The organism is Pelagibacterium xiamenense, from assembly GCF_021166475.1.
Taxonomy (GTDB): domain Bacteria; phylum Pseudomonadota; class Alphaproteobacteria; order Rhizobiales; family Devosiaceae; genus Pelagibacterium; species Pelagibacterium xiamenense.
The window spans coordinates 184,248-208,726 of the sequence record NZ_JAJOYS010000001.1; the positions used below are offsets into that span (position 1 = coordinate 184,248).

Consider the following 24,479-nt stretch of genomic DNA (forward strand, 5'->3'; position numbering starts at 1 on the left):
GCAGTCGCCGGAAACCGCCTAGATTCCGCCCCGCGAAAAATGCGTGAGCTCCCTGACCATCTGCTTCATTTTCGTCTCGATCGGTGCTTCGAGAATTTCCCCCTCCGGCCCGATCGCGGTCTCATCGGGTCCGATCCCCAGGAGTGTCGGCACCACCAGCGCGCCGATTTTGGAAAGCGAATCCCTGAGGTGCGACTGCGCCCAGATCGTTCCGTATTTCCCCGACGAGACGCCACCGATCCCGAAGACCGCGTGCCGGAACGGCGACGGCCTTTGCCGCGAGAGCCAGGCCACCGTGTTGACGACGAGGGGCGGCACGCCCCCATTATATTCCGGGCAGGCGATGAAGACGATATCATGCGTGCGGAACAGGTCCGCCAGCCGCCCGGCCGCTTCGGGTACATTGTCGGGCTCGAGATCCTGGTTGAAAATCGGCATGTCGAAGTCTTTGAGCGTGATCGCGTTGACGTCGACGCCCGCGGCGCTCAGCCGCTCCCCCATCGCTTTTTGCAGCTTTTGATTGACCGAGCCGGTCCTGATGGAGCCCGAAAGGGTGAGCGCGGTGGGCATGGCGAAAATCCTCTGGTCTTTGAAAATCGTTTGCTCGTGCCGTCATTAAGAACGCAGCGCACGCATAAGGACAAGGGTGCGGCAGCGAACGCGACGTTTCGCAAAACAAAACGCCCTCCCGGAAGTGGGAGGGCGTTTCACGAAAAACCCTATCGGAAATCTCAGGCTTCGAACATCTTCTTGAGCCGGTCGAAAAACCCTTCGGAGGCCGGCGACGTCGAATAGTCCGATTCGCGCTCGAACTCTTCGAGGAGCTCGCGCTGGCGCTTGGAAAGACCCTGCGGTGTTTCGACGTCGAGCTGGACGTAAAGATCGCCCACCTGCTGGGAACGCAGGACCGGCATGCCCTTGCCCTTCAAGCGCACGCGCTGGCCCGGCTGCGTGCCTTCGTTGACTTTCACCTTGGCGCGCGTGCCTTCAAGCGTGGGCACCTCGAATTCGCCACCGAGCGCCGCCGTGATCATCGAAATCGGCACCTTGGCGAAAAGGTCCGCGCCGTCGCGCTGGAACAACTGGTGCGGCTTGACCGAAACGAAAATGTAGAGGTCACCCGACGGTCCGCCGCGCAGCCCGGCTTCGCCCTCGCCCCCGAGCCGGATGCGGGTGCCGTCCTCGATGCCCTTGGGAATGTCGACAGAAAGCGTGCGGGAGGTCTGCTTGCGGCCCTGCCCGGTGCAGTCGGTGCACGGCTGGTCCATCGTTTCGCCGCGGCCCTGGCATTGCGGGCAGGCGCGCTCGATGGTGAAGAACCCCTGTGCCTGGCGCACCTTGCCGCGGCCGTTGCACATGCGGCAGGTCGAAAACCCGGTGCCCGGCTTGGCGCCCGATCCGTCACAGGTCTCGCACTGGCTCATCGAGGGCACGTCGATGTCCACCGTTGTGCCGGTGAAGGCGTCCTCGAGCGTGATCTCCAGATTGTAGCGCAGATCCGAGCCACGCATGCGCGCGTCGCGCTGACGCTGGCGGGCCGCCCCGCCCATGAACTCTCCGAAGATATCCTCGAAGATGTCGGACATCGACGAGGAGAAATCCGGCCCGAAGCCACCGCCGTGCCCGCCATGGCCGTTGAAGGCCGCGTGGCCGAACCGGTCATAGGCCGCGCGCTTTTGCGGGTCCTTGAGCGTATCGTAGGCTTCGGAGATTTCCTTGAACTTGTGCTCGGCCGCTGTGTCGCCGGGATTGCGGTCCGGATGGTACTGCATGGCGAGCTTGCGATAGGCGGATTTGAGCGCCTTGTCGTCGCATTCGCGCGTCACGCCCAGAACGTCGTAGAAATCGGCCTTGGACATATCAGATGCCCCTCTTGATTGGGGCACGGAACGGGAAAAGCTGTGTCGCGGTCATTTCTCGTGCCAAATGGGTGTGTAGCTCGGCCAGATGCCGCAGATATTGGCGGCATTTGCCAAAAGAGCAAGTGCGAACGCCCGGACCTGTCGATCCGGGCGCCGTCTTTAGCGGTCCTGATTCACGTGAAACGGACCCGATCATGGCTCTTATGCCGACTTCTTGCTTTCGTCGTCGTCATCGTCCTTGACTTCTTCGAAGTCGGCGTCGACGACGTCGTCCTCGTTGGCGTCAGCCTTGGCATCGGACTGTGCGGCCTCGTCCTGCTGAGCCTTGTACATGGCTTCGCCGAGCTTCATGGAGGCCTGCGCGAGCGCATTGGTCTTTTCCGAAATCGCCTCGGCATTATCGCCTTCGAGCGCGGTCTTGGCTTCGGCGATCGCCGTTTCGATCTCGGCCTTGACCTCTTCGGTCACCTTGTCGCCATGCTCTTCGAGCGACTTCTCGGTGGAGTGGACGAGGCTTTCGGCCTGGTTCTTGGCTTCCACCAGTTCGCGGCGCTTCTTGTCGGCCTCGGCATTGGCCTCGGCTTCCTTGACCATCTTTTCGATGTCCTCGTCGGACAAGCCGCCCGAGGCCTGGATGCGGATCTGCTGCTCCTTGCCGGTGCCCTTGTCCTTCGCCGAAACGTTGACGATGCCGTTGGCGTCGATGTCGAAGGTGACCTCGATCTGCGGCACGCCGCGCGGCGCGGAAGGGATGCCCACGAGGTCGAACTGGCCGAGCATCTTGTTGTCCGCGGCCATTTCGCGCTCACCCTGGAAGACCCGGATGGTCACCGCCGACTGGTTGTCCTCGGCGGTCGAGAAGACCTGGGACTTCTTGGTCGGGATCGTGGTGTTGCGGTCGATCAGCCGGGTAAAGACACCGCCCAGCGTTTCGATGCCGAGCGAAAGCGGCGTGACGTCCAGGAGCAGAACGTCCTTGACGTCGCCCTGCAGCACGCCGGCCTGGATGGCGGCGCCGAGCGCAACCACTTCGTCGGGGTTGACGCCCTTGTGCGGCTCCTTGCCGAAGAACTCCTTCACCGTCTCCTGCACTTTGGGCATGCGGGTCATGCCGCCCACGAGCACGACTTCCTCGATCTCGCCGGCGCGGACGCCCGCGTCCTTCAAGGCGGCCTTGACCGGCTCGACGGTGCGCTGGATGAGGTCTTCGACGAGGCTCTCGAATTTCGAGCGCGAAAGCTTCAATTGCAGGTGCTTGGGACCGGACGCATCCGCCGTGATGAACGGCAGGTTGACTTCGGTCTGCGAGGCGCTCGAGAGCTCGATCTTGGCCTTTTCGGCCGCTTCCTTGAGCCGCTGCAGCGCCAGCTTGTCGCCCCGCAGGTCGATGCCCTGTTCCTTCTTGAACTCGTCGGCGAGGTAGTCGACCAGACGCATGTCGAAGTCTTCACCGCCAAGGAAGGTATCGCCATTGGTGGACTTCACCTCGAAGACGCCGTCGCCGATCTCGAGGATCGAGATGTCGAACGTGCCGCCGCCAAGGTCGTAAACCGCAATCGTGCCGGATTCGCGCTTCTCGAGCCCGTAGGCGAGCGCGGCGGCGGTCGGTTCGTTGATGATGCGCAGGACTTCAAGCCCGGCGATCTTGCCGGCGTCCTTGGTGGCCTGGCGCTGGGAGTCGTTGAAATAGGCGGGAACCGTGATAACGGCCTGCGTGACGGGCTCGCCGAGGTAGGATTCGGCGGTTTCCTTCATCTTGGAAAGGATCATCGCCGAGATTTCCGACGGCGAGGACTTTTTGCCGTCATACTCGACCCAGGCGTCGCCATTGTCGCCCTTGACGATCTTGTAGGGGACGAGCCCCTTGTCCTTTTCGACCGTCTTGTCTTCGTAGCGGCGCCCGATCAGGCGCTTGACGGCGAAAAGCGTGCCTTCGGGGTTGGTGACCGCCTGGCGCTTGGCCGGCTGCCCGACGAGGCGTTCGCCATCATTGGAGAAGGCGACCATCGAAGGCGTCGTACGCGCGCCTTCGGCATTCTCGATCACCTTGGGAGTTTTGCCGTCCATCACGGCAACGCACGAGTTCGTCGTGCCGAGGTCGATACCGATTACTTTTCCCATTCATCTGCCTCTTTGTTTGAGCGAGCCCATTTTGGTTTCGGCCCTCGCCATGATGCGCCCTTTAAACTGCGGCATCGCGTCCTGGCGATGGAGCCGGGCCCCTCTGGGGATGCGTTGGTTCCGTTTTGCCCGTTTTGCGGGCTTGGCTGGCTATATAAGGAGGTGCCCTTCCCCCTTCAAGCGCACGGGTGCAACCGCGCCGCTTTTTGTGACATTTGCGCCAGGACGTGGCTTTTGAGCACGGTTTTCCGTATGAGTGTGCCCTAACGGCAAAGTCTGAACAAAGGATTGGCCATGCACCCGCTTTTAAGACGCCTCGGAGCGGTCGGCTTCTTCGGCCTGGCGCTCACCGGACCCGCGCTGGCGCAGGATGCGCCGGCCGAAGCCCTTCCGGCGGAGGCCGACAAGCTGCTCTGGTGCGCCTCGGCGGTGCATTTTCTCGGCATTGCGACAGCAGACGAGACCGAGGCGGATACGTATTTCACCGCCAGCCAGATGCTTCTCGAAAAGGCAGCGGCGACGCTCATCGCCGCCGAAATCCCCGCCGACGACGTCGCCGGCATCGTCGCGACTTACGACGAACGTGTGGTCTCGGACTTCGAAAGCGACGCCGACCTGCCTTACGATCCCGGCGCCTGCCTCGACGCCCTCGAGCTCGGCTAGGACGCGCCTAGACGCTCTTGTCGATCCCCTCGTCGCCGGACTTGGGCGCCTCTTCGGGCGCGGGCTCGGGTGCGCCGTTGCGCTTGGGGCCGCCCTTGGAGACGCCGACCATGGCAGGGCGCAGCACGCGCTCGCCGATGGCATAGCCGGTCTGGACGACCTGCACCACGGTCCCCTCGGGCACCGAAGGGTCGGGTACCTCGAACATGGCCTGATGCCGGTGCGGGTCGAACTTCTCGCCCTGAGCCTCGATCGGCTTGACCCCGTGCTTTTGCAAGAGCCGCTGCATTTCGCGCTCGGTCATGTCGATCCCCTCGATGAGGGATTTCAACGTCCCTTCGGCCGTATCGCGGTCTTCCTGCGGGACGACCATCAGCGCGCGCGCGAGGTTGTCGGTGGCCACGAGCATGTCGCGGGCGAACCCGGCGATCGCATAGGCGCGGGTATCCCCTACTTCGCGCTCGGTGCGCTTCCTGAGATTTTCCATCTCGGCTGCCGTGCGCAGCACGCGGTCCCGAAGTTCGGCATTTTCCGCCTCGAGCTGGGCGATGCGCTCTTCGGGAGCCGGCTCGGCCTGTTCGGTTTCGGCGCCGGGCGCGTCCGCGCCGGTCTCGAGCTCGCTTTCAGGCGTTGCGTTTTCGTCACTCATCATAGTGGCGTGTTCCCATTCCGGGTTTGATTATCGGGCAAGTGATTTGCTCCCGCATATCGGCCAGCGGGGGAAAAATTTCAAGCCCGGATGCGCCGGGCCCGGCGCCCTAGAGCTCGCCCTTCTTGCCGATCAGCCGGGTCACGACATGCGCTGTGTAATCGACCACCGGCACGATGCGCGCATAATTCAGCCGCGTCGGCCCGATCACACCCAAAACGCCAACCACCTTGTCGTTGGCATCCTTATAGGGCGAAAGCACCACCGAGGATCCCGAAAGCGAAAACAGCTTGTTTTCCGACCCGATGAAGATGCGCACGCCCTGCGCGGTCTCGGCATCCGAGAGAAGCTCCAGGAGCCCTTTCTTGTTCTCGATCTCGTCGAACAATTCGCGCACCCGCGCAAGGTCCTCGGACGCCATCGTGTCGTCGATGAGGTTGGCGCGGCCGCGCACGATCAATGTCGGCGCGCTGGTTTCCTTGTCGATCATCGAGGCGAGGCCCTGATCGACGAGCCGCTGGGCGATCTCGTCGAGTTCGGCGCGCTGCTTTTCGCTCTGCAGCCGGATCGCTTCCTGCGCTTCCTTGAGCGTGCGCCCGGCAATGTAATGCGCGAGAAAATTGCTCGCCTGGGTCAGCGCGCTCGCGGTCAGCCCCGGCGGCAGCGCAATGATGCGGTTTTCCACCTGCCCGTCCTGCCCCACGAGAATTGCCATCGCGCGTTCGGGATCGAGCCGGACGAATTCGACGTGCTTCAAGACCATGTCCGATTTCGCCGCGATCACCATGCCCGCGCCGTGGCTGAGCCCCGAAAGCATGACGCTCGCTTCGTTGAGGACATCTTCGATATTGCCGGCGCTGCCGGTGAAATTGCGCGCGATCCTGTCGCGCTCGGCGGCATCCATGGCGCCGATTTCGAGCATGGCGTCGACGAAGAACCGCAACCCCTGCTGGGTGGGCGCCCGGCCTGCCGAGGTATGCGGCGCCGCGATCAGCCCCAGATCCTCGAGATCGGCCATCACGTTGCGCACCGAGGCTGGCGAAAGCTGGGTGTCGAGCATTTTCGAGATCGCCCGGCTGCCCACGGGTTCGCCGGTTTCGATATAGCGTTCGACCAGCCGGCGGAAAATCTCCTGGCTGCGGGCCGAGAGTGTTTCGAGGAAATCCTGCGATGGGGTCGGAGTGTTCGCCATGTTCACCATTTAAGGCGAATCCTGGGGCTAGCCAATAGCCCCGCGCTTGTTCGGACCCCGGTGAAAGGTTAAGAGGCGGTAACCAATCCAGGCGACGACGAATCCAAGGGACATTTTATTATGCGGCCAAGCGGGCGGGCACCAGACCAGATGCGGGCAGTCACCCTCGAGCGGGGCGTGGCGCCACAAGCCGAAGGCTCCTGCCTCGTGGCCTTCGGGCGCACGCGCGTGCTGTGCACCGCGAGCGTCGAAACCGGGGTCCCCTCCTGGCGCCGCGGCCAGGGGCTCGGCTGGGTAACCGCCGAATACGGCATGCTGCCGCGCGCCACCGGCCAGCGCACCCGCCGCGAGGCGACCGCCGGCAAGCAATCGGGCCGCACCCAGGAAATTCAGCGTCTGATCGGGCGCTCCTTGCGGGCGGTGATCGATATGGCGGCGCTCGGTGAAAACCAGATCGTCCTCGATTGCGACGTCCTCGAAGCCGACGGCGGCACCCGTACCGCCTCGATCACCGGCGCCTTCGTCGCGCTCAGTGAAGCCATAAACTGGATGAAGCACCGCGAACTGTTGAAGGGCGAGCCCATCCGCGACCACGTCGCGGCAATCTCCTGCGGCGTTTATCGCGGCACCCCTGTGCTCGACCTTGATTATCTCGAAGACAGCGAAGCGGAAACCGACGCTAATTTCGTTCTGACCGGCGCGGGCAAGTTCGTTGAGGTGCAGGGCACCGCCGAGGGCGAGCCGTTTTCCGCCGACGACCTCGCCGCGCTCATCGGTCTGGCCCAGAAGGGCGTCGGCGAACTCGTCGACCTGCAGAAGTCCGCGCTGGGGGCAGAGTGATGGGCGATTGGCCGAAACTTTCGCGCGGCGACACCCTCGTTCTGGCGACTCACAACGCGGGCAAGCTGGCCGAATTCCGCGATCTCCTGAAGGATTTCGGGCTGGCGATCACCTCGGCGGGCGAACTCGGCCTGCCCGAGCCCGAGGAAACCGGCACGACCTTCGTTGAAAACGCGCGGCTGAAGGCCCATGCCGCCGCCAAGGCGACCGGCCAGATCGCGCTTTCGGACGATTCGGGGATTTCCGTCGACGCGCTCGAGGGCGCCCCCGGCGTCTATACGGCGGACTGGGCCGGCATCCCGCGCGATTTCGGCCGCGCCATGCAAAAGGTCGAGGACGAACTTCAAAAGCGCGGAGCGACTGCGCCCTCCGAGCGCCGTGCCGCCTTCAACGCCACGTTCTGTCTCGCCCACCCTGACGGCCGCGACGTGATTTTCACAGGCGTCGCTCCGGGCACTCTCGTCTGGCCCCCGCGCGGGGAGAACGGGCACGGATACGACCCGATGTTCCTCCCCGACGGGCAAACCCGCACCTTCGGCGAAATGAGCGCCGAGGAAAAACACTCCTGGGCCCCGGGCAAACCGGGCCTCTCCCATCGCGCCCGTGCCTTCGCGAAATTCGTCGAGGACATCCTTTGAGCGCCAATTCCGCATTCGGGGTCTATATTCACTGGCCGTTCTGCGCGGCCAAATGCCCCTATTGCGACTTCAATTCCCACGTCCATCACGGCGCCTTCGACGAGGTTTCCTTCGTCGAGGCCTACACAAAAGAGATCGCAACGACCGCCGCCCGCGCCCCGGACCGGCTCGTCCAGTCGATCTTTTTCGGCGGTGGCACGCCCTCGCTGATGAACCCGGCCTCGGTCGAAGCGATCCTCGATGCGGTGGCCAGGCACTGGCCGGTCGCCGACAACGCGGAAATCACCCTTGAAGCCAACCCCACCTCGGTCGAGGCGGAACGCTTCCGCGGCTACCGCGCAGCCGGCGTCAACCGCGTCTCGCTCGGGGTGCAATCGCTCCGCCCCGAACCGCTCGCGCGGCTGGGGCGGCTTCATTCGGTCGAGGATGCGGTGGCCGCCGTGCGGCTCGCGCAGGAGATCTTCCCGCGCTCGAGCTTCGACATCATCTATGCCCGCCCCGAACAGACCCTGGGCGAATGGGAAGAGGAACTGACCGACGCGCTCGCGCTCTCGGCGGGGCACCTTTCGCTCTACCAGCTCACCATCGAGCAGGGCACGCGCTATTTCGACCTCTTTCACGCGGGAAAACTCAAAATGCCGTCGGAAGATCTCTCCGCCGACATGTTCGAGATGACCCAGGACCTGACCGCCTCCTACGGTCTTCCGGCCTACGAAATCTCCAATCACGCCCGCCCCGGTCAGGAAAGCCGGCACAACCTGACGTATTGGCGCTATGGCGAATATGCCGGCATCGGCCCGGGCGCCCATGGCCGGCTGCTGATCAACGGCGCCCGCCACGCCACCGCCGCGGAAAAAATGCCGTTCAAATGGTGGGAAAAGGTGATGGAAAAGGGCGACGGCCTCGAGGTCGACGATCTTCTGACCTGGGACGAGGAAGGCGACGAATACCTCGTCATGGGCCTGCGTTTGCGCGAAGGCATCGACCCGAACCGCTATGCGGCTCTCTCCCGCCGCAGCCTCGCCGCAAGTCAGATCGACTATCTCAAGGATATCGGCTTCATCGAAACCCTTCCCAACGGCCGCCTGCGCGTGACCGACAAGGGCTGGCCCGTGCTCGACGCGGTGGTCGCGGATCTGGCAGCCTAAGCGCTTACTGCCCCAAACTCGCCCCCACCGGGGGGATCACGTTTCCGCTCCCGGCCGGCCGCGCGGTCTGGGCTGGCACGCCGCCAAGCCGGACCGGATCGAGCACCTGCCCCCGTCCCTGCAGGATTTGCTTGATGACCAGCCCGTATTCGGCCCGCCCGTCAGGCAGGAAGCGGAACGGTCCGTCGCGCCCTGTGAACCCCGAAAGCCGCGTCAGAACCCCGCTCGAATACCGCGGCTGGGTCAGAACGAGCGCGTCATTGCCCGCCAGAAGCACGGCCGTATAAGCGAGCGTCGCAAACGGGTGCGGCGCGCCGCCGAACCGGGCCTCGTATTCTCGCGCCAGCATGGCGAGCCCGTTCGGATCGACCGCCGGATAGATCGCGCCCGAGAGATAGGGCTGACCCAGGACCGCGCTGTCGCCCTCCCAGTCCGCCGAACCGACAATGACGATCCGGTCGCGGCTGACCCCCGCCGCTTCGAGCAGGATCGCAAAGCTCGGCGCGGTGGCGCGGTCGGGAAGAAACAGCGTATCGATCTGCCCCGCCTTCAAGAGCGGCACAAGATTTTCGATCGCCTGCCGCCCGCTCGTCTCGTCCGAAAACATCTCGACCCCGCGCACAGCGAGGCTCATCTCCCGCGTTGTCGCCTCGAAGGCCGCGCGCTGCAACCGGCCATAGGCGTTGTCGGGGATGACCGCCGCGACCGCCTGCGCCCCTTGCGCCCGCGCGAACCCGATCGAGCGCATGACTTCGACTTCGGGCATGACGTTGAGGAGATAGACCCCGCTTTCGGCCACCGCCGAGGTGTTGGAAAACCCGATGAGCGGAATGTTCGCGCCCCTGGCGACATCGCCCGCCGCCGCAACCGCATCGGCCAGCAGCGGCCCGAGAATGAGGCTCGCCTTCTCGCTCACCGCCTCCTGTGCCGCCGCCCGCGCCCCCGAAGCGCTGCCGCCGGTATCCTTTATGACGAGCTGGATATTGCTCCCGGCGATTTCCATCGCCATGCGCGAGGCCGCTGCCATCGAGCCCCCGACATTCGCGGCGCTGCCCGAAAGCGGCAGCAGCATCGCCACCCGCACCGGGCCGGACCCTACGATATCCCCGCGCGCCGAGGGCAGCGGCTCTGCCGCTACAGACGCTGTATTGGAAGGCATCGGCAGCCCGGTGCTGGCGGGAAACCCGAAATCGGCGGTCGGCGAGCACGCTGCGAGAATGCCGAGCGCGCAGAACCCCAAAAGGAATTTCAAAGCCCCACGCATGCCACGCCCCTTTTGGTGATTCGCCTCTCCGGTAAGGATGGCGATTCTATACAAACCGGGCCGGAATGCTAAAAGGCTTTGAGTTCGGGTGGTCGTGTCCCTGCCACCGCCAACGGGAGCCCCTATTGTCAGAACCCGCCGACAAAGACTACGCCATCGGCACCCACCGGTTCACGCCCGGGCGCCCCGCGCCGGGGCTCTACCTCGTTGCGACACCGATCGGGAATTTGAAGGACATCACCATCCGCGCGCTCGATATCCTCGCGGGCGCCGACCTGATCCTGTGCGAGGATACCCGCCACACCGCGCGGCTCTGCGAGGCCTACGCCATAAGAACCCCGCGCACCGCGCTCCACGAGCATAACGAACGCGCCCGCATCGAGGGTATAGTGAAGCGTCTCGAAGAAGGCGCCGCGATCGCCCTCGTTTCGGATGCGGGCACGCCGCTCCTCTCCGATCCGGGCTTCCCTCTCGTCCGTGCCGCCCGCGAGGCGGACCTGCCTGTCTTCCCCGTCCCCGGCGCATCGGCGCTCCTCGCCGCGCTGACGGGCGCGGGGCTGCCCACCGACGCCTTCTCCTTCATCGGCTTTCTTCCCGCCAAGACCGGCCAGCGCAAGAACGCGCTCGCGCCGCTTGCCGCGCGCACCGAAACGCTCGTCTTTTACGAATCCCCCCGCCGCATTGCCGCATCGCTTTCGGACATGGCTGAAACCTTCGGCCCCGAACGTCCGGCCGTCGTCGCCATGGAGATCACCAAACGCTTCGAGCGCTTCGCCTCCGGCCCGCTCGCTGAACTCGCCGCGGATTTCGACGCCGATGATCCCAAGGGCGAGGCGGTCATCCTCGTTGGCGGCGGCGACGGCAGCCCGCCCGCTGCCGAGGGCGACTGGCAGGACGAACTCGCCACGCTCATGTCCGAAAAACCCCTGCGCGCCGCCGTTGACGATGTCGCGCAGAAATTCGGGCTCCGCCGCAAGGAGGTCTACAATGCCGCCCTCGGACTCAAGGCCCGGACTTAACCGCCGTCAGGCCGCGGAACGCCGGGGCCGGCGCGGCGAACTTTGGGCCGAACTGTTCCTGCGCGCAAAGCTCTACAAAACGCTTTACCGCCGCTACAGAACCCCCAGCGGGGAGATCGACCTCATCGTCCGGCGCGGGCGCACCATCGTCTTCGTCGAGGTCAAGCAGCGTGCCAGCGCCGCGCAATACGGCGAGGCCATGGAGGCGGTCAACACGCGCCGCATCTCCGGTGCCGCGGGCTGGTTCGAGTCCCGCCACCCGCAATATTCCGGTTTCGATTACCGCTTCGACGTGATTTTCCTTGCGCCGGGCCGCTGGCCGTCCCATCTCTCCAATGCCTTTTTCGCCCACTGACGCTTTTTGGAGCCGTGAATGCCCCTTTCCGTTGCCGTCCAGATGGACCCCATCGATGCCATCAACCCGCTTGGCGATTCGAGCTTCGCGCTGATGCTCGAAGCCCAGGCGCGCGGCCACACGCTTTTTTATTATACGCCCTCCTCGCTCGCCCAGCGCGGCGACACGGTCACGGCCCGCGTGCACCGCGTCACGGTCGACGACAAGGAAAAGGGCCTGCATTTCACCCTCGAGGACTGGAAAAAGACCGACCTTTCGGATTTCGACGTCGTCCTGTTGCGCCAGGACCCGCCGTTCGACATGAACTACATCACCACAACCCACATGCTCGAACGCATCCACCCCGAAACGCTGGTGGTCAATCACCCCGGCGAAGTGCGCAACGCGCCGGAAAAAATCCTCGTCACACAATTCCCCGAATTGATGCCCGATACGCTCATCACCCGCGACCGCGAGGAGATCCGCGCTTTCCGGGAAGAGTTCGGCGACATCATCGTCAAGCCGCTTTTCGGCAATGGCGGCGCCGGGGTCTTCCGCATCCAGCCGGGCGATGAAAACCTCGCATCGCTTCTTGAGCTCTTCGAAACCAATTTCCGCGAACCGTTCATGATCCAGCGCTACCTCCCCGAGGTCAGGAAGGGCGACAAGCGCATTATCCTCGTCGACGGCGAGCCCGTTGCCGGGCTCAACCGCGTTCCTGCCGAGGGCGAGGCGCGCTCGAACATGCATGTGGGCGGCCGTCCCGAGCTCTCGGAATTGACCGACCGCGAGCGCGAAATCTGCGCTGCGATCGGTCCCGAACTCAAAAAGCGCGATCTGATTTTCGTCGGCATCGACGTTATCGGCGGGTATCTGACGGAAATCAACGTCACCTCCCCCACCGGCATCCGCGAGGTCAAGCGCTTCGGTGGCCCCGATATCGCGGTATGCGTCTGGGACGCGATCGAAAGGCGCCGGTGATTCACGTGGAACAAGAAAGGGCGCACACAGCACCCCCGGCAGCCAACGCTTGAGCCTCCGGCTCATTTAGGCCAGTCTGCCCCCAGCTGAGTCTTGGGGGCCATTGAGGCAGATGACATCGAGTTTCCTCGTCGCTTTCGCGACGTTCTTCGCCACCGTCGGGGTCGCCGACATCGCCTTCATCTTTGCCGGGCTAACCCAGAAGAACACCAATGCCCAGCGCTTCACATTCGCGACCCGCGGCGTTCTCATCGCCGCGGCAATCTTGTTGTTCTTCGCCTTCGCCGGCAGCGCCATCCTCGATATTTTCGGGGTCACCATCCCCGCCCTGCGCACCGCCGGCGGCGTCCTGCTCCTGCTGATCGCCATCGACATGGTGTTCGCGCGCCATTCGGGCGGCACCGGCACGACCGACGAGGAAGAGGCCGAAGGCCACGCGCGCGAGGACATTTCGGTCTTCCCCCTCGCCATGCCGCTGCTCGCCGGCCCGGGCGCCATCAGCGCGGTGATCCTTCTGACCACCAGCGCCAAGTCGGACCTCGACTATTGGCTTGTCGTCGGCGCGCTGGTCGTGGTGCTGGCGCTGGCCTGGCTCACGCTTCTCGTCGCCATCCCCATCCAGCGGCTTCTGGGATTGACCGGCCTGTCGGTCGTCTCCCGCGTCGTCGGCATCCTTTTGACCGCGCTCGCCGTTCAGTTCGTCTTCGACGGCATCAAGGCGAGCGGGCTTCTGGGCGTGGCGACGGGGAGCTGATCGATCCCTATTTGATCGCCCGGCACCGCCCCTGCGCGGCGAGCGCATTGAAGGTGCGCGGATCGCAGCCGGTCAGGAAGAACTGCGCCCATTCCTCGCGCGACCCATAAAAGACGTTCCGGTCGACCTCGCCCTTGATCCCCGGGACGACGCCGGTCTGGGTGAACTGCCAGAACGCATAGGCGCGGTTCTCGTAGCGGTGATGGGGTTCGGCGGCTACCGAGCGCAACCACATCGGGTTGTCGAAGGGTTCGCCCACAAGGATGTCGCGGTGGAAATTGATGTCGGTATAAATGATCGGCACCTTGCCCGTATGCCGCTCCATCCCCACGAGGATCTCGCGGATCATCGCCAACGCCTCTTCGCGCGTCAGATCGGGCTTGCATGAGGACAAGTGGTTCCATTCGAGGTCGAGCACCGGGGGCAGCGCGTCGGGTTCCGCCGGAACATTCCGGGTGAACCACGCGACCTGCTCGTGCGCCGGGCGGCACCAGTAGATGAAGTGGTACGCGCCGCGCGGAACGCCCGCCGCGCGTGCCCGTTCCCAATTGGTGCGGAACATCGGGTCGAGGTGATCTCCGCCGTCGGTCGCCTTGATGAAGGCGAACTTAACGCCGCTGCGCGCAACCGCGTTCCAGTCGATGACGCCCTGATAGCGCGAGACGTCGATCCCCTGCACCGGCATGGAATGCGCGCGCGCAACCCCGGGATGTGGATCGTTGTCGCCCGAATAATAATTGCGCGCGCAGGCGGAAAGCAAAAGGCCCAGCGCGAATAGCGCCATCAGCGGCAACATGGCCTTGGCAAAGGTGAAAGAACCGGGGCGGCGGGGCGCGGCGGCGAGCGGCATGGAACGGATGAACTCGACAATTTGAGTAAAAGACGATCAATCCGGTTGTCGCTCACCTTCCTTTAACGAAGCGCTGAGAAGGCTGGTTAATAAGGGGTAAAAACGCGCCGGCGTCGCCCATCGGCCACGCCGGCATCGAAGCGGCGGTATGCGCTCGCGCGCGCTAGTCCGCGAGTGATCGCGCTTGCGTGACGATCTTGGTCGCATCGTATGGCTTTGGGAAAAACCAGGCGATCCTTGGCGTCTCGGGCCGGTGCTTGCCCGAAGTGACGAGCACGGGCACATCCGGCCAGTGGGCCCGGGCGATTTCGACAAGATCGAGCCCGTTGTGACGTCCAGGCGTTTCGATATCTGTAAAAATGAGATCGACATCGATCCCCCGTCCGAGGGCCTCGAGAGCCTCGTCTACGGTCGCCGCTTCAAGCACGGTGAATCCGGCGTCTTCGAATGCCTGGGCGATATCCAGCCGCAGCAGCGGTTCGTCTTCGACGACGAGCACTGCGCGGCCATCGGTATGGCTGGCCATCGCAAGCCTCCTTCGCCCCCAAAAGCTATAGGGGTAATCGTGTTCATGTTGGGACGGTGTCCGCCCGGTTTGTTCCCGACACAATGAACCGGGGCTGCGGGAAGTTCCCCGCAATTCCATCACATATGCGTCAGGGCCGGTTGTCCTCTCCACAACCTGTTCCCGAAATGTTCTTGTTCTGCCGGTCCGATGCTGCTAGCGTTCGCCGGCATTGGCAATTTCGGGCACAGTGGCAGCGCACCTCATTTGTACGGATGCGCAGGTTTTGGGGGCTTGGGGATGACCACGCGGATCACGACGGTCGCCTTTCAGGGCATCGAGGCGGTGCCTGTCGACGTGCAGGTGCAGATTTCGCCGGGCAAGCCGATGTTCAACATCGTCGGTCTCCCCGACAAGGCGGTGGGCGAAAGCCGCGAGCGCGTCCGCGCCGCACTGATTGCCTCCGGCCTCGCACTGCCTGCAAAGCACATTGCCATCAACCTCGCCCCCGCCGACCTGCCCAAGGAAGGCAGCCACTACGACCTCCCTATCGCCCTGGGGCTGATGGTCGCCATGGGCGCCATCCCCGGCGACGCGGTCGAACGCTTTATGGTCCTGGGCGAGCTTGCGCTCGACGGCCGGGTCACCGCGGTGACCGGCATTCTCCCCGCCGCGATTGCCGCCAACGCGCGCGATCTGGGCATCATCTGTCCCGCCGCCTGCGGCGCCGAGGCCGCCTGGGCGGGCGAAGAGATCGACATCATCGCGCCGCCTTCGCTGTTGGCGCTCGTCAACCACCTCGCTGGCCGCCAGATCGCCGCCCGGCCGCAGCCGGTGCCCGCGCTGCCGGGTGCCGCCGGCCCCGACCTCGCCGATCTGCGCGGCCAGGAAACCGCCCGCCGCGCGCTCGAAGTCGCCGCCGCCGGCGGGCACAATTTCCTTATGGTCGGGCCGCCGGGCGCGGGCAAATCCATGCTCGCGGCACGTTTGCCCTCGATCCTCCCGCCCCTGAGCCCGCGCGAACTGCTCGACGTCTCGATGATCCAGTCGATCGCCGGCGCCATCAAGGGCGGGCAGATCTCCGACAGCCGCCCCTTCCGCGCCCCGCACCACTCGGCCTCCATGGCCGCACTCGTGGGCGGGGGTCTGAAAGTCAAGCCCGGCGAAGTCTCCCTTGCGCACAATGGCGTGCTGTTTCTCGACGAGTTGCCCGAGTTTCAGCCCCAGGCCCTCGACAGCCTGCGTCAGCCGCTCGAATCGGGCGAAACCGTTATCGCCCGCGCCAACGCCCGCGTCACCTACCCCGCCCGCTTCCAGCTCGTCGCGGCCATGAACCCCTGCAAATGCGGCATGGCGGGCACGCCCGGGCACACCTGCAGGCGCGGCGAGAAGTGCGCCAGCGACTATCAGGGCCGCGTCTCGGGCCCGTTCCTCGACCGGATCGACATCCGCATCGACGTCCCCGCCGTCTCCGCCGCAGACATGATCGCCAGTGCCCCGGGGGAATCGAGCGCATCCGTCGCAACACGCGTGGCAAGAGCCCGCGACATCCAGCGCGAGCGCTACGCCGCGCTGGGCGCCAACACCGTCTTTACCAATTCCGGCGCCAGCGCGTCACTTATCGAACAGGTCGTCGCGCCCGACACGGAAAGCCGCGACCTCCTGTTGCGCGCGGCGGAAACCTTCTCGCTTTCGGCCCGCGCCTATCACCGCGTACTGAAAGTCGCCCGCACCCTCGCCGACCTGGCCGGCAGCGAAAAGGTGGCAAAACCACACATCGCCGAGGCACTGAGCTACAGGCTGAACATGGTGAGCGCATGATTGCCCCCGACCCCGCGCGGGTTTTCCGCAAGCTCGCCGTCAACAACGCGCTCGCCAATTACCGCCTCGCCCAGGCGGTCATCGCCCTGCCACAGGCCGAATTCGAAGCGAAGCGCACGAGCTTCTTTCCCTCGCTCAAGGAGACGCTCAACCACATTCTGGTCGTCGACTGGTTCTATCTCGACGCCCTCAAGGACGGAGAATTGGGACTCAGGGCCTTCGACAACGAGGAGCCGTTCGCGACCGCGGAAACGCTTTACGCGGCGCAGCGGGAAAGCGATCTTGACCTCTTTGCGTTAACCCGGACGCTCGTGGCGGAGGCACTCGCCGCGCCGATAAAAATCCAGCGCACCGGCCGCATCCAGATCGAACGGCTTGACGACGTGCTCTCTCACCTCTTCCAGCACCAGACCCACCACCGCGGCCAGGCCCACGCCATGCTTGCAGGCACGGCGATGAAGCCGCCCCAGCTCGACGAGTTCATCGTCGCGGACGACGCAATATGGCGCGCCGGGGAACTTGCGGCATTCGGCTGGACCGAGGATACGCTCGAGTTTGAAGATCGGCCCGGAGATATCCATGCAGATGGGTAGCGAAACAGCCGCATCGCCGGCACCCGCGAAGCGCCCGGGGGCGCCTGTGTTTCGCTGATCGCCGACGGCGATGCGAAGCATCTCTACGCCAGGTTCGGGTTCAAACCCGTCATGCCCGCATCCATCGGCATGGCCCGGGTGACGGGCAGAACGAATTAGGCCGCGATCCCGCGATCCTTCGTCGTCATGAAGGTCAGCGAAGGGAAATCCTTCGCGCAGCGATCGATTTCCCACTGGCTCGGCGCCAGGAACACAGGATCGCCGTAGCGGTCCTCGGCGATGTTGAGCCGGTGGAGCGCGGCGAATTTCTCGAATTCCTTCTCGTCGCCCACCTTCACCCATCGCGCGGTGACATATTGCGCCGGCTCGATCCGGATTGGCACGGAATATTCCACTGCCGCGCGGCTGGTGAGCACCTCAAGCTGCAGCGGCCCGACCGCGCCCACATAGTATCCCGCGCCGATCGAAGGCTTGAACACCTGTACAACGCCCTCTTCGGCAAGATCCGTCAGCGCCTTGGCGAGCTGCTTGGTCTTCGAGGTGTCGGACAAATGCACCCGGCGGAGGATTTCAGGCGCGAAATTGGGAATGCCCGTCACCGTCACGTCCGGCCCGTCCGTGAGCGTATCTCCCACGCTCAGCGTGCCGTGATTGGGAATGCCCACGACGTCCCCGGCAATCGCGGAATCGGCAAGCTCGCGCTCGCGCGCGAAAAAGAACATCGGGTTGGCGACGCGCAGATCCTTGCCCGAACGGACATTCTTGAGTTTCATCCCGCGCGTCATCGTCCCCGAGGCCAACCGCACGAAGGCGACCCGGTCGCGGTGGTTGGGGTCCATATTGGCCTGGACCTTGAAGACGAACCCGGTGCATTTCTCGTTGGCCGGATCGACAGGCGCCGGATGGGCCGGCTGCACGCGTGGGGCGGGCGCGAAGGCGCACACCGCCTCGAGCAATTCCCGCACGCCGATCGATTTGAGGGCCGAGCCGAAATAAACCGGCGTCAGGTGTCCCTCGCGATAGGCCTCCATGTGGAATTCCGGCAGCGTGCCGCGCGCCAGTTCGAGCCCTTCGAGCGCCGCGGCGACCGCATGGTTCTGGCTGTTCGAAAACCGCGAGACGACCGCTTCGACATCGCCCTCGGGCCCCTCCGCGTTACCCTCCGCGTTGACGAACCGTCCGCGCCCAAGGTCGATCATGCCGGAAAAATCAACCCCCGAGCCCAGCGGCCACATCATCGGCACGGTATCGAGCGCGAGCGTCTCCATGATCTCGTCGAGGATTTCGAGCGTGTCGCGCGCGTCCCGGTCCACCTTGTTGACGAAGGTGATGATCGGGATGTCGCGCAGCCGGCAGACTTCGAAAAGCTTGCGCGTCTGCGCCTCGATGCCCTTGGCTGCGTCGATCACCATGATCGCCGAATCGACGGCGGTAAGCGTGCGGTAGGTATCCTCGGAAAAGTCCGCGTGACCGGGCGTATCGAGAAGGTTGAGGGTCAGCCCGTCATGCTCGAACGTCATCACCGAGGAGGTGATCGAGATCCCGCGCTTCTGCTCGATCTCCATCCAGTCCGACCGCGTGCGCCGCCGTTCGCCGCGCTCCTTGACCTCGCCCGCGAGGTGAATCGCGCCCGAGTTCAGAAGCAGCTTTTCCGTAAGCGTCGTTTTGCCCGCGTCCGGGTGGGAAATGATCGCAAAAGTACGCCGGCTCAGATGGCCGGCAGGTGCGGTGGTCTCGCTCACGCTACGCTCCGAAGGACAAGGCGTGCCACGGGTCGATACGCAACCGGCGGCGTTTGCGCGCTTCCTATAAGAAAATGGCCGATTTGCGAACCCCCTCGCGTTTTCGGTGCCGCGAACCGCTTTTTGGTCTTGCCGCACCCGTGCGTCTAAATTAAACAAGTAAAACCTTGTTTAAAGGATGCGACCATGGCGACCGCAAGCGAAGCGCGCTGGTTTACAGTTCTGACCCCGCGCTATCTCGGCCCCACCGTCACGCTCTGCCTCGGCGTGGCCCTTCTTGCGTTCAACGGCTTTCTGGCCGCGACAGCGCTGCCCTCCGCTGTGGTCGATCTCAAGGGCGTCGCGCTGATGTCCTGGGCGACGACGGTCTTTCTCGTCTTCGCCATCATGGGTGGCACCGCCGCCGCCATCGTCAAGACCCGCCTTGGCGCGCGCATGGCGCTGCTTGTCGCGGCGCTGGTCTTCATCGCCGGCTCGCTGCTCGCCGCTCTGGCGGGCGGCATGCCCGAACTGCTCGTTGGCCGCGCGTTGCAGGGGCTGGGAGAAGGCGTTGTCGCGGCCATCTGCTACGCGCTCATCCCCGAGCTTTACCCCTCGAAACTCGTCCCGCGTGTTTTCGGCGCCGAATCTGTCGTCTGGGCGCTGGCCGCATTCGGTGGCCCGGCGCTCGCCGGGGTTCTGACCGAAACGATCTCATGGCGCGCGGCCTTCATGGTCAACATCCCGCTCGGGCTCATCTTCATCGCGCTGACGCTGATGGTCGTGCCGCGGCGGGTCGAAGCCGGCAATGTCGACCGTCTGCCCATGGTGCGGCTTGTGCTGATCGGCGCCGCGATCATGGCGATTTCGGTCGCCGCGGTCCTGCGCGATCCCCTGCCCACGGCGCTGTGCCTCGCGCTTGCCGGCGCCGGGCTCGTGGCCATCGTCCGCCGCGACGCGGGTGCGCGCGAAAAGCTCTTCCCAACCGGCGCCTTCCGCCTCAACGACACCGTCGGCGCGGGGCTATGGGTCGTCCTGCTGATGCCCGTGGCGCAGGCGGGCATCGCGGTCTATCTCGTCTATGCGCTGCAAAATCTCTGGGACTTCGGGGCCACTCTCGCGGGCGCCATCAACGCGGTCATGGCCGTGGCCTGGAGCACCATGGCCATCGCCATTTCGGGCGTGGCCTCGGTTCCGGGACGCCATGCGCTCATCCGGCTCGGCCCGGTGTTTCTCACCGCCGGCCTCGCCGCGCTCGCCCTCGGGGTTGCCGATCAAGCGCTCTGGCTGGTCATCACCGGCCAGGTGCTCCTCGGCTTCGGCTTTGGCGCCTCCTGGGCCTATCTCAGCCAGACCATCATGGAATCGGCGCGCCCCGGCGAGCGCGACAGGGCCTCGGGGCTCCTGCCCACCATCCAGTCCGCCGGTTACGGCATCGGCGCGGCCATTGCGGGCCTTATCGCCAACATGGCCGGGCTCGCCGCGGCGCAAACCGCCGGCGATATCCGCGCCGCGATGATCGTGGTCTTCGCCTCCGGCATCGCCATCGGCATCCTCGCCATTCTCGCGGCCCGCATCACCGTCCGCAATGCGCGGCGTCTCCTGGCCACAGCATGAAGAAGGGCCCGGAGCAGCGCGTCCGGACCCTTCCAATGATTCACGTGAAATCAGCCCGAGGAATAATGCTTCACGTGAATCATTTTCCTGTGGAGAACCGGTGAAGAACAGCGGGGAAAACGTGTCCCCGCCCCTCCCACAGTCTCAATGGAACTGCGCCGTCTCCGTCGACCCGGCCATCGCCGTCGTCGCGCTTTCGCCTTTCGAGACCGCCGTCGCGACCGCGTCGAAATAGCTCGTCCCCACCTCGCGCTGGTGGCGCGTCGCCGAAAACCCGTGCGGCTCGGCGGCGAACTCGGCCTGCTGAAGCTCCGAATACGCCGCCATGCCGCGCTCCTTGTAGCGCCGGGCGAGATCGAAGGTGGTGTAAGAGAGGTTGTGGAACCCCGCGAGCGTGATGAACTGGTATTTGTACCCCATCGCCCCGAGCTCGCGCTGGAACGCCGCCATCTCGTCTTCGCCCATATATTTCGCCCAGTTGAACGAGGGCGAGCAGTTATAGGCCAGCATCTGGTCGGGATGTTCCTTGCGGATCGCCTCGGCAAAGCGTTTCGCGTCGGCAAGGTTCGGCGTCGAGGTTTCGCACCAGATGAGATCGGCATAAGGCGCATAGGCCAGCCCGCGCGCGATCGCGGCCTCGAACCCGCCCTTGAGCCGGTAGAACCCCTCCTCGGTCCGCTCCCCGGTGATGAACGGCGCGTCGTATGCGTCGACATCGGAGGTGATCAGCTGCGCCGCCTCGGCATCGGTCCGCGCCATGATCAGCGTCGGCACGCCCATGACGTCGGCGGCCAGCCGCGCCGCGTTCAATGTCCGGATGAAGGTGCGCGTCGGAACCAGCACCTTGCCGCCCAGATGCCCGCACTTTTTCTCAGACGCGAGCTGGTCTTCGAAATGGACCGCAGCGGCCCCCGCCTCGATCATCGCCTTCATCAATTCGAAAACGTTGAGCGCGCCGCCGAACCCGGCCTCCGCGTCGGCGATGATGGGCACAAAATAGTCGATATCGGCGTCCGACTTGCCTTCGAGCCGTTCCATCTGCTGGATCTGGTCGGCGCGCTGCAGCGCCTTGTTGATGCGCCTGACGATGGCGGGCACCGAGTCGGCGGGATAAAGCGACTGGTCGGGATACATATTCCCCGACGTATTGGCGTCCGCCGCCACCTGCCAGCCCGAAAGATAGATCGCCTTCAAGCCCGCCTTGACCTGTTGCACCGCCTGGTTGCCGGTAAAGGTGCCGAGCGTGGGCACATAGTCTTCGGTATGGAGCAACTCCCAGAGCCGCCTGGCGCCGTTTTCGGCCAGGGAATGCCGGATCGGCAGCGAACCGGCGAGTTTTCTGACATCCTCGGGCGTGTAGTCCCGGGCCACATTGGCCCAGCGGTCGGGCGCCCATTCGGGGGCGGCAAAGCCGGTCGGTTCGGTCTGCGGTCTATCGAGCATTGGTGGTCTCCTCCAGAATGCGAAAGGGTTAGCTGCGCCGCGCGAAGGTCGCGGCGACCATGGGCGTACCGTTGAACAGCGTCGTCGCCGGCGCCTCGCCATGCGCGACGGTAAAGCTGTGCCGGCCGGCGCGGTGGACGATTGCGTATTGCTTTTCGGCGAGCCCCTGTGCGCGGAAGCTCGCCATCACTTCGGCCATCGAGGGCGCGATAATGGTGATGAAGTCTTCGGTCTGACCCGTCTCGTGCGTGTGGGTCTGCATGTCTCTTCTCCTGCAGTGAAACGCACCATCGCGTTCGCTTGAGTAAAGAATTGACAACACTCGGTCGAAACGCAAGAATAAACGCAATATCAGGAGGTTAAGCTGTAAAGCTTTGCAAATTATCAGCGCCGGTTTTGTAAATCCGGTAAAGAAACGGAGGAGGAAATGGCGGGTGCCGGGCCGCAAATCGGCGGGCGGATCAAGCGCTTGCGGCGCCAGAAGGGCTTAAGCCAGGCCCAGCTCGCCGAAACGCTGGAAATCTCCGCAAGCTATCTCAATCTGATCGAACACAACCGCCGCCGCATCACCGTGCCGCTTCTCTTCCGCGTCGCGGGCTATTTCGGCGTCGAGCCGGGCGAGTTGGCCGAAAGCGACGATGGCCGGCTCGCGGGCGATCTGATGGAGCTTTTCGGCGACGATATCTTCGCCGACAGCGATCTGACCAACCAGGATATCCGCGACCTCGCCGCCAATCACCCGGCGGTCGGCCGCGCGGTTTTGAAGCTCTTCGACCAGCTCAAGCAGTTCCAGCGCCCCCAAGCCCACGCGGATGCGCCCCAATCGGGCTATAACCTCGTAACCGAAGCGGTTTCCGATTTTCTTCAGGGCGAAGCCAATTATTTCCCCACCCTCGAAGCGGCCGCCGCGCGCGTCCGCGCCGATGTCGACACCGCCGCCGAAAGCTTCGAGCAGGGCCTCAGGACTTACCTTTTCAACGTCTTCGGTATCGAGGTGCGGCTCGTCTCGCTCCCCACCGGCGTGGTGCGCCGGATGGAGGATGGGGGCCGCGTCCTCGCCATCGCCGACATCCTCGAGCCCGAATCCGCGCTGTTCGTCATGGCCCAACAGGCCGCGCTTTTGAGCGCGGAGACCGAAATCATGGCGCTCATCGACCAGAGTACGCTCCCTCAGCCCGATTCAGTCGGCCTCGCGCGCAACGTCCTCGCCTCCTACCTCGCCGCGGCGCTCATCATGCCCTACGAGCCCTTCTTCACCGCGTGCCGCGATACCCGCTACGACATCGAGCGCATCGGCCGGCGCTTCCGCGCCAGTTTCGAGCAGGTCTGCCATCGCATGACTACGCTCCAGCGTCCGGGCATGAGCGGCATTCCGCTGCATCTCGTCAGGACCGACATCGCGGGCAACATCTCCAAGCGCTTCTCCCTCTCGGGCATCCACATTCCGCGCCATTCGGGCGCCTGCCCGCGCTGGAACGTCTACGCGGCCTTCCTCAATCCCGGCCAGATCAACGTCCAGGTGAGCCAGATGCCCGACGGCCAGCGCTATTTCTGCATCGCGCGGGCCGAAACCAAGGGCGGTCACGCCTATAACGCGCCCAAACGGCACCTCTCGATCGGGCTGGGCTGTTCGGTCGCCCATGCGGACAAGATGATCTACGCCGACGGGATCGATCTCAATGCTCCCGCAGGCGCGGTCCCCATCGGCGTGGGGTGCCGCATCTGCCCCCGCCGCGAATGCGGCCAGCGCGCACATCCCGCCGCCGACCACCGGTTTCCCGCCGATGACGGACAAAGGATGGAAAATCTCTATATGGGGTAGTGTGCGATGGTCAGGAGCGGGACCGGGCCAGGAAGGGGCGAATGCGCTGTCATTGAACCTGCACGCCGGGGTGCGCATTGTACACGCTCGACACGACAGGGATTGGAGCAAGTCCTGAAAATCGGGAACCGGTTTTTCGAGAGGACTTGCGGCAAATTAACAGGAGGCTAGCAATGGAAATCCAATACACCGCCCACGCCAGCGCCACCGGCGGCGGCCGTCATGACGGGCATTCAAAGACCGACGACGGCAAGGTCGACGTCAAAATCTCGAGCCCCAGGGAGATGGGCGGCCCCGGCGGGGAGGGCACCAACCCCGAGCAGCTCTTTGCCACCGGCTATGCCGCCTGCTATCTCGGCGCGCTCCGCGCCGCCGCCGGCAAGGACCACGTCAAACTGCCCGACGACACCAGGATTTCCGCCGATGTCGGCGTCGGCAAGCGCGACGACGGCCAGGGCCTGGGGCTCAAGGTCACCCTGACCGCAACCGTTCCCGGTCACGACGCCGAAAAGGTCAAGGCCTGGATGGACGCCGCCCACATCATCTGCCCCTATTCCCACGCCACGCGCGGGAACATCGAGGTCAACCTCGAGGTTGGATAGGAGCTCGGGCAGCCTGCCCCTCTCTTCGTTGCGTACCGGA

At 64.7% G+C, this 24,479-nt stretch carries 24 protein-coding genes; 13 read left to right on the forward strand and 11 right to left on the reverse strand.

Translation table 11 applies throughout. The features are described 5' to 3' along the window. Nucleotides 1-18: 18 nt before the first annotated feature. The 3 genes from LSG43_RS00975 to dnaK form a co-directional block, all read right to left on the reverse strand. The gene (locus tag LSG43_RS00975) at nt 19-570 is read right to left on the reverse strand and encodes an NADPH-dependent FMN reductase (protein WP_231800475.1); all 552 of its coding nucleotides are present in this window, start codon (nt 568-570) and stop codon (nt 19-21) included. A gap of 161 nt (nt 571-731) precedes the next feature. Further along, nucleotides 732-1,859 carry a molecular chaperone DnaJ gene (gene dnaJ, locus LSG43_RS00980; RefSeq protein WP_231800476.1) on the reverse strand — a complete coding sequence of 376 codons (1,128 nt, stop codon included), beginning with the start codon at nt 1,857-1,859 and terminating at the stop codon, nt 732-734. Between the two features lie 204 nt (nt 1,860-2,063). Further along, on the reverse strand, nt 2,064-3,983 hold the full coding sequence (dnaK, locus tag LSG43_RS00985) for a molecular chaperone DnaK (protein WP_231800477.1): 1,920 nt from the start codon (nt 3,981-3,983) through the stop codon (nt 2,064-2,066). 294 nt (nt 3,984-4,277) lie between these two features. On the opposite strand from dnaK, the gene LSG43_RS00990 reads away from it, so the two are divergent. After that, a complete protein-coding gene (locus LSG43_RS00990) occupies nt 4,278-4,646 on the forward strand; it encodes a hypothetical protein (RefSeq protein ID WP_231800478.1) in 369 nt (122 codons plus the stop codon). Nucleotides 4,647-4,653: 7 nt separating this feature from the next. On the opposite strand, the gene grpE is transcribed toward LSG43_RS00990, so the two are convergent. Both grpE and hrcA read right to left on the reverse strand, forming a co-directional pair. After that, nucleotides 4,654-5,298 (reverse strand): nucleotide exchange factor GrpE, encoded by a 645-nt coding sequence (grpE, locus tag LSG43_RS00995; RefSeq protein WP_439651986.1) that lies wholly within the window; start codon nt 5,296-5,298, stop codon nt 4,654-4,656. A gap of 106 nt (nt 5,299-5,404) precedes the next feature. Beyond that, nucleotides 5,405-6,496: a heat-inducible transcriptional repressor HrcA gene (gene hrcA, locus LSG43_RS01000; protein WP_231800488.1), complete on the reverse strand. Its 1,092-nt coding sequence runs from the start codon at nt 6,494-6,496 to the stop codon at nt 5,405-5,407. Nucleotides 6,497-6,607: 111 nt separating this feature from the next. On the opposite strand from hrcA, the gene rph reads away from it, so the two are divergent. From rph to hemW, 3 genes are read left to right on the forward strand one after another with little or no spacing between them, the layout of a single operon-like run. Continuing rightward, on the forward strand, nt 6,608-7,327 hold the full coding sequence (gene rph, locus LSG43_RS01005) for a ribonuclease PH (protein WP_231800494.1): 720 nt from the start codon (nt 6,608-6,610) through the stop codon (nt 7,325-7,327). Beyond that, a complete protein-coding gene (gene rdgB, locus LSG43_RS01010) occupies nt 7,327-7,965 on the forward strand; it encodes an RdgB/HAM1 family non-canonical purine NTP pyrophosphatase (protein WP_231800502.1) in 639 nt (212 codons plus the stop codon). Before rph ends, rdgB begins: the two co-directional genes overlap by 1 nt. Then, the gene (gene hemW / locus LSG43_RS01015) at nt 7,962-9,113 is read left to right on the forward strand and encodes a radical SAM family heme chaperone HemW (protein WP_231800504.1); all 1,152 of its coding nucleotides are present in this window, start codon (nt 7,962-7,964) and stop codon (nt 9,111-9,113) included. Before rdgB ends, hemW begins: the two co-directional genes overlap by 4 nt. Nucleotides 9,114-9,117: 4 nt before the next feature. On the opposite strand, the gene LSG43_RS01020 is transcribed toward hemW, so the two are convergent. Beyond that, the gene (locus tag LSG43_RS01020; RefSeq protein WP_231800506.1) at nt 9,118-10,377 is read right to left on the reverse strand and encodes a penicillin-binding protein activator; all 1,260 of its coding nucleotides are present in this window, start codon (nt 10,375-10,377) and stop codon (nt 9,118-9,120) included. A gap of 125 nt (nt 10,378-10,502) precedes the next feature. On the opposite strand from LSG43_RS01020, the gene rsmI reads away from it, so the two are divergent. From rsmI to LSG43_RS01040, 4 genes are all read left to right on the forward strand, one after another. Next, on the forward strand, nt 10,503-11,396 hold the full coding sequence (gene rsmI, locus LSG43_RS01025) for a 16S rRNA (cytidine(1402)-2'-O)-methyltransferase (RefSeq protein WP_231800507.1): 894 nt from the start codon (nt 10,503-10,505) through the stop codon (nt 11,394-11,396). Next, nucleotides 11,365-11,751 (forward strand): YraN family protein, encoded by a 387-nt coding sequence (locus LSG43_RS01030; protein ID WP_231800508.1) that lies wholly within the window; start codon nt 11,365-11,367, stop codon nt 11,749-11,751. The genes rsmI and LSG43_RS01030 overlap by 32 nt, the downstream gene beginning before the upstream one ends. A gap of 18 nt (nt 11,752-11,769) precedes the next feature. After that, nucleotides 11,770-12,711 carry a glutathione synthase gene (gene gshB / locus LSG43_RS01035; protein ID WP_231800509.1) on the forward strand — a complete coding sequence of 314 codons (942 nt, stop codon included), beginning with the start codon at nt 11,770-11,772 and terminating at the stop codon, nt 12,709-12,711. Between the two features lie 112 nt (nt 12,712-12,823). Then, entirely contained in the window at nt 12,824-13,465 is a 642-nt protein-coding gene (locus LSG43_RS01040) for a MarC family protein (protein WP_231800510.1), read from the forward strand. A gap of 7 nt (nt 13,466-13,472) precedes the next feature. Here LSG43_RS01040 and LSG43_RS01045 read toward each other — a convergent pair whose 3' ends face one another. Both LSG43_RS01045 and LSG43_RS01050 read right to left on the reverse strand, forming a co-directional pair. Next, nucleotides 13,473-14,315: a glycoside hydrolase family 25 protein gene (locus LSG43_RS01045; RefSeq protein ID WP_439651987.1), complete on the reverse strand. Its 843-nt coding sequence runs from the start codon at nt 14,313-14,315 to the stop codon at nt 13,473-13,475. 163 nt (nt 14,316-14,478) lie between these two features. Then, the gene (locus LSG43_RS01050) at nt 14,479-14,841 is read right to left on the reverse strand and encodes a response regulator (RefSeq protein ID WP_231800511.1); all 363 of its coding nucleotides are present in this window, start codon (nt 14,839-14,841) and stop codon (nt 14,479-14,481) included. 279 nt (nt 14,842-15,120) lie between these two features. On the opposite strand from LSG43_RS01050, the gene LSG43_RS01055 reads away from it, so the two are divergent. Further along, nucleotides 15,121-16,641, forward strand: a complete 1,521-nt coding sequence (locus LSG43_RS01055) for a YifB family Mg chelatase-like AAA ATPase (RefSeq protein WP_231800512.1) — start codon at nt 15,121-15,123, stop codon at nt 16,639-16,641. Then, nucleotides 16,638-17,234 carry a DinB family protein gene (locus LSG43_RS01060; RefSeq protein ID WP_231800513.1) on the forward strand — a complete coding sequence of 199 codons (597 nt, stop codon included), beginning with the start codon at nt 16,638-16,640 and terminating at the stop codon, nt 17,232-17,234. Before LSG43_RS01055 ends, LSG43_RS01060 begins: the two co-directional genes overlap by 4 nt. 155 nt (nt 17,235-17,389) lie before the next feature. Here LSG43_RS01060 and LSG43_RS01065 read toward each other — a convergent pair whose 3' ends face one another. Next, nucleotides 17,390-18,976, reverse strand: a complete 1,587-nt coding sequence (locus LSG43_RS01065) for a peptide chain release factor 3 (protein WP_231800515.1) — start codon at nt 18,974-18,976, stop codon at nt 17,390-17,392. A 186-nt stretch (nt 18,977-19,162) separates the two neighbouring features. Between LSG43_RS01065 and LSG43_RS01070 the strand changes: the two genes are divergently transcribed. Beyond that, nucleotides 19,163-20,572, forward strand: a complete 1,410-nt coding sequence (locus LSG43_RS01070; protein WP_231800517.1) for an MFS transporter — start codon at nt 19,163-19,165, stop codon at nt 20,570-20,572. Between the two features lie 144 nt (nt 20,573-20,716). Here LSG43_RS01070 and aceA read toward each other — a convergent pair whose 3' ends face one another. Further along, entirely contained in the window at nt 20,717-22,015 is a 1,299-nt protein-coding gene (aceA, locus tag LSG43_RS01075; RefSeq protein WP_231800518.1) for an isocitrate lyase, read from the reverse strand. 28 nt (nt 22,016-22,043) lie between these two features. Further along, nucleotides 22,044-22,277: a hypothetical protein gene (locus LSG43_RS01080; protein ID WP_231800519.1), complete on the reverse strand. Its 234-nt coding sequence runs from the start codon at nt 22,275-22,277 to the stop codon at nt 22,044-22,046. Nucleotides 22,278-22,442: 165 nt separating this feature from the next. On the opposite strand from LSG43_RS01080, the gene LSG43_RS01085 reads away from it, so the two are divergent. Further along, nucleotides 22,443-23,837, forward strand: coding sequence for a helix-turn-helix domain-containing protein (locus LSG43_RS01085; RefSeq protein ID WP_231800521.1), 1,395 nt, complete (start codon nt 22,443-22,445; stop codon nt 23,835-23,837). A 173-nt stretch (nt 23,838-24,010) separates the two neighbouring features. Further along, nucleotides 24,011-24,439, forward strand: coding sequence for an organic hydroperoxide resistance protein (locus LSG43_RS01090; protein ID WP_231800524.1), 429 nt, complete (start codon nt 24,011-24,013; stop codon nt 24,437-24,439). Nucleotides 24,440-24,479 lie beyond the last annotated feature (40 nt).

What these genes read in the sequence shown, in the direction of transcription:
- dnaJ (WP_231800476.1), bottom strand. Translation starts at nt 1,859, where the DNA reads ATGTCCAAGGCCGATTTCTACGACGTTCTGGGCGTGACGCGCGAATGC.
- LSG43_RS01050 (WP_231800511.1), bottom strand. Translation starts at nt 14,841, where the DNA reads ATGGCCAGCCATACCGATGGCCGCGCAGTGCTCGTCGTCGAAGACGAA.
- LSG43_RS01055 (WP_231800512.1), top strand. Translation starts at nt 15,121, where the DNA reads ATGACCACGCGGATCACGACGGTCGCCTTTCAGGGCATCGAGGCGGTG.
- LSG43_RS01070 (WP_231800517.1), top strand. Translation starts at nt 19,163, where the DNA reads ATGGCGACCGCAAGCGAAGCGCGCTGGTTTACAGTTCTGACCCCGCGC.
- LSG43_RS00975 (WP_231800475.1), bottom strand. Translation starts at nt 570, where the DNA reads ATGCCCACCGCGCTCACCCTTTCGGGCTCCATCAGGACCGGCTCGGTC.
- LSG43_RS00990 (WP_231800478.1), top strand. Translation starts at nt 4,278, where the DNA reads ATGCACCCGCTTTTAAGACGCCTCGGAGCGGTCGGCTTCTTCGGCCTG.
- LSG43_RS01020 (WP_231800506.1), bottom strand. Translation starts at nt 10,377, where the DNA reads ATGCGTGGGGCTTTGAAATTCCTTTTGGGGTTCTGCGCGCTCGGCATT.
- gshB (WP_231800509.1), top strand. Translation starts at nt 11,770, where the DNA reads ATGCCCCTTTCCGTTGCCGTCCAGATGGACCCCATCGATGCCATCAAC.
- LSG43_RS01030 (WP_231800508.1), top strand. Translation starts at nt 11,365, where the DNA reads ATGCCGCCCTCGGACTCAAGGCCCGGACTTAACCGCCGTCAGGCCGCG.
- LSG43_RS01040 (WP_231800510.1), top strand. Translation starts at nt 12,824, where the DNA reads ATGACATCGAGTTTCCTCGTCGCTTTCGCGACGTTCTTCGCCACCGTC.
- LSG43_RS01085 (WP_231800521.1), top strand. Translation starts at nt 22,443, where the DNA reads ATGGCGGGTGCCGGGCCGCAAATCGGCGGGCGGATCAAGCGCTTGCGG.
- LSG43_RS01045 (WP_439651987.1), bottom strand. Translation starts at nt 14,315, where the DNA reads ATGCCGCTCGCCGCCGCGCCCCGCCGCCCCGGTTCTTTCACCTTTGCC.
- rph (WP_231800494.1), top strand. Translation starts at nt 6,608, where the DNA reads ATGCGGCCAAGCGGGCGGGCACCAGACCAGATGCGGGCAGTCACCCTC.
- aceA (WP_231800518.1), bottom strand. Translation starts at nt 22,015, where the DNA reads ATGCTCGATAGACCGCAGACCGAACCGACCGGCTTTGCCGCCCCCGAA.
- hrcA (WP_231800488.1), bottom strand. Translation starts at nt 6,496, where the DNA reads ATGGTGAACATGGCGAACACTCCGACCCCATCGCAGGATTTCCTCGAA.
- rdgB (WP_231800502.1), top strand. Translation starts at nt 7,327, where the DNA reads ATGGGCGATTGGCCGAAACTTTCGCGCGGCGACACCCTCGTTCTGGCG.
- grpE (WP_439651986.1), bottom strand. Translation starts at nt 5,298, where the DNA reads ATGATGAGTGACGAAAACGCAACGCCTGAAAGCGAGCTCGAGACCGGC.
- LSG43_RS01090 (WP_231800524.1), top strand. Translation starts at nt 24,011, where the DNA reads ATGGAAATCCAATACACCGCCCACGCCAGCGCCACCGGCGGCGGCCGT.
- dnaK (WP_231800477.1), bottom strand. Translation starts at nt 3,983, where the DNA reads ATGGGAAAAGTAATCGGTATCGACCTCGGCACGACGAACTCGTGCGTT.
- LSG43_RS01060 (WP_231800513.1), top strand. Translation starts at nt 16,638, where the DNA reads ATGATTGCCCCCGACCCCGCGCGGGTTTTCCGCAAGCTCGCCGTCAAC.
- LSG43_RS01080 (WP_231800519.1), bottom strand. Translation starts at nt 22,277, where the DNA reads ATGCAGACCCACACGCACGAGACGGGTCAGACCGAAGACTTCATCACC.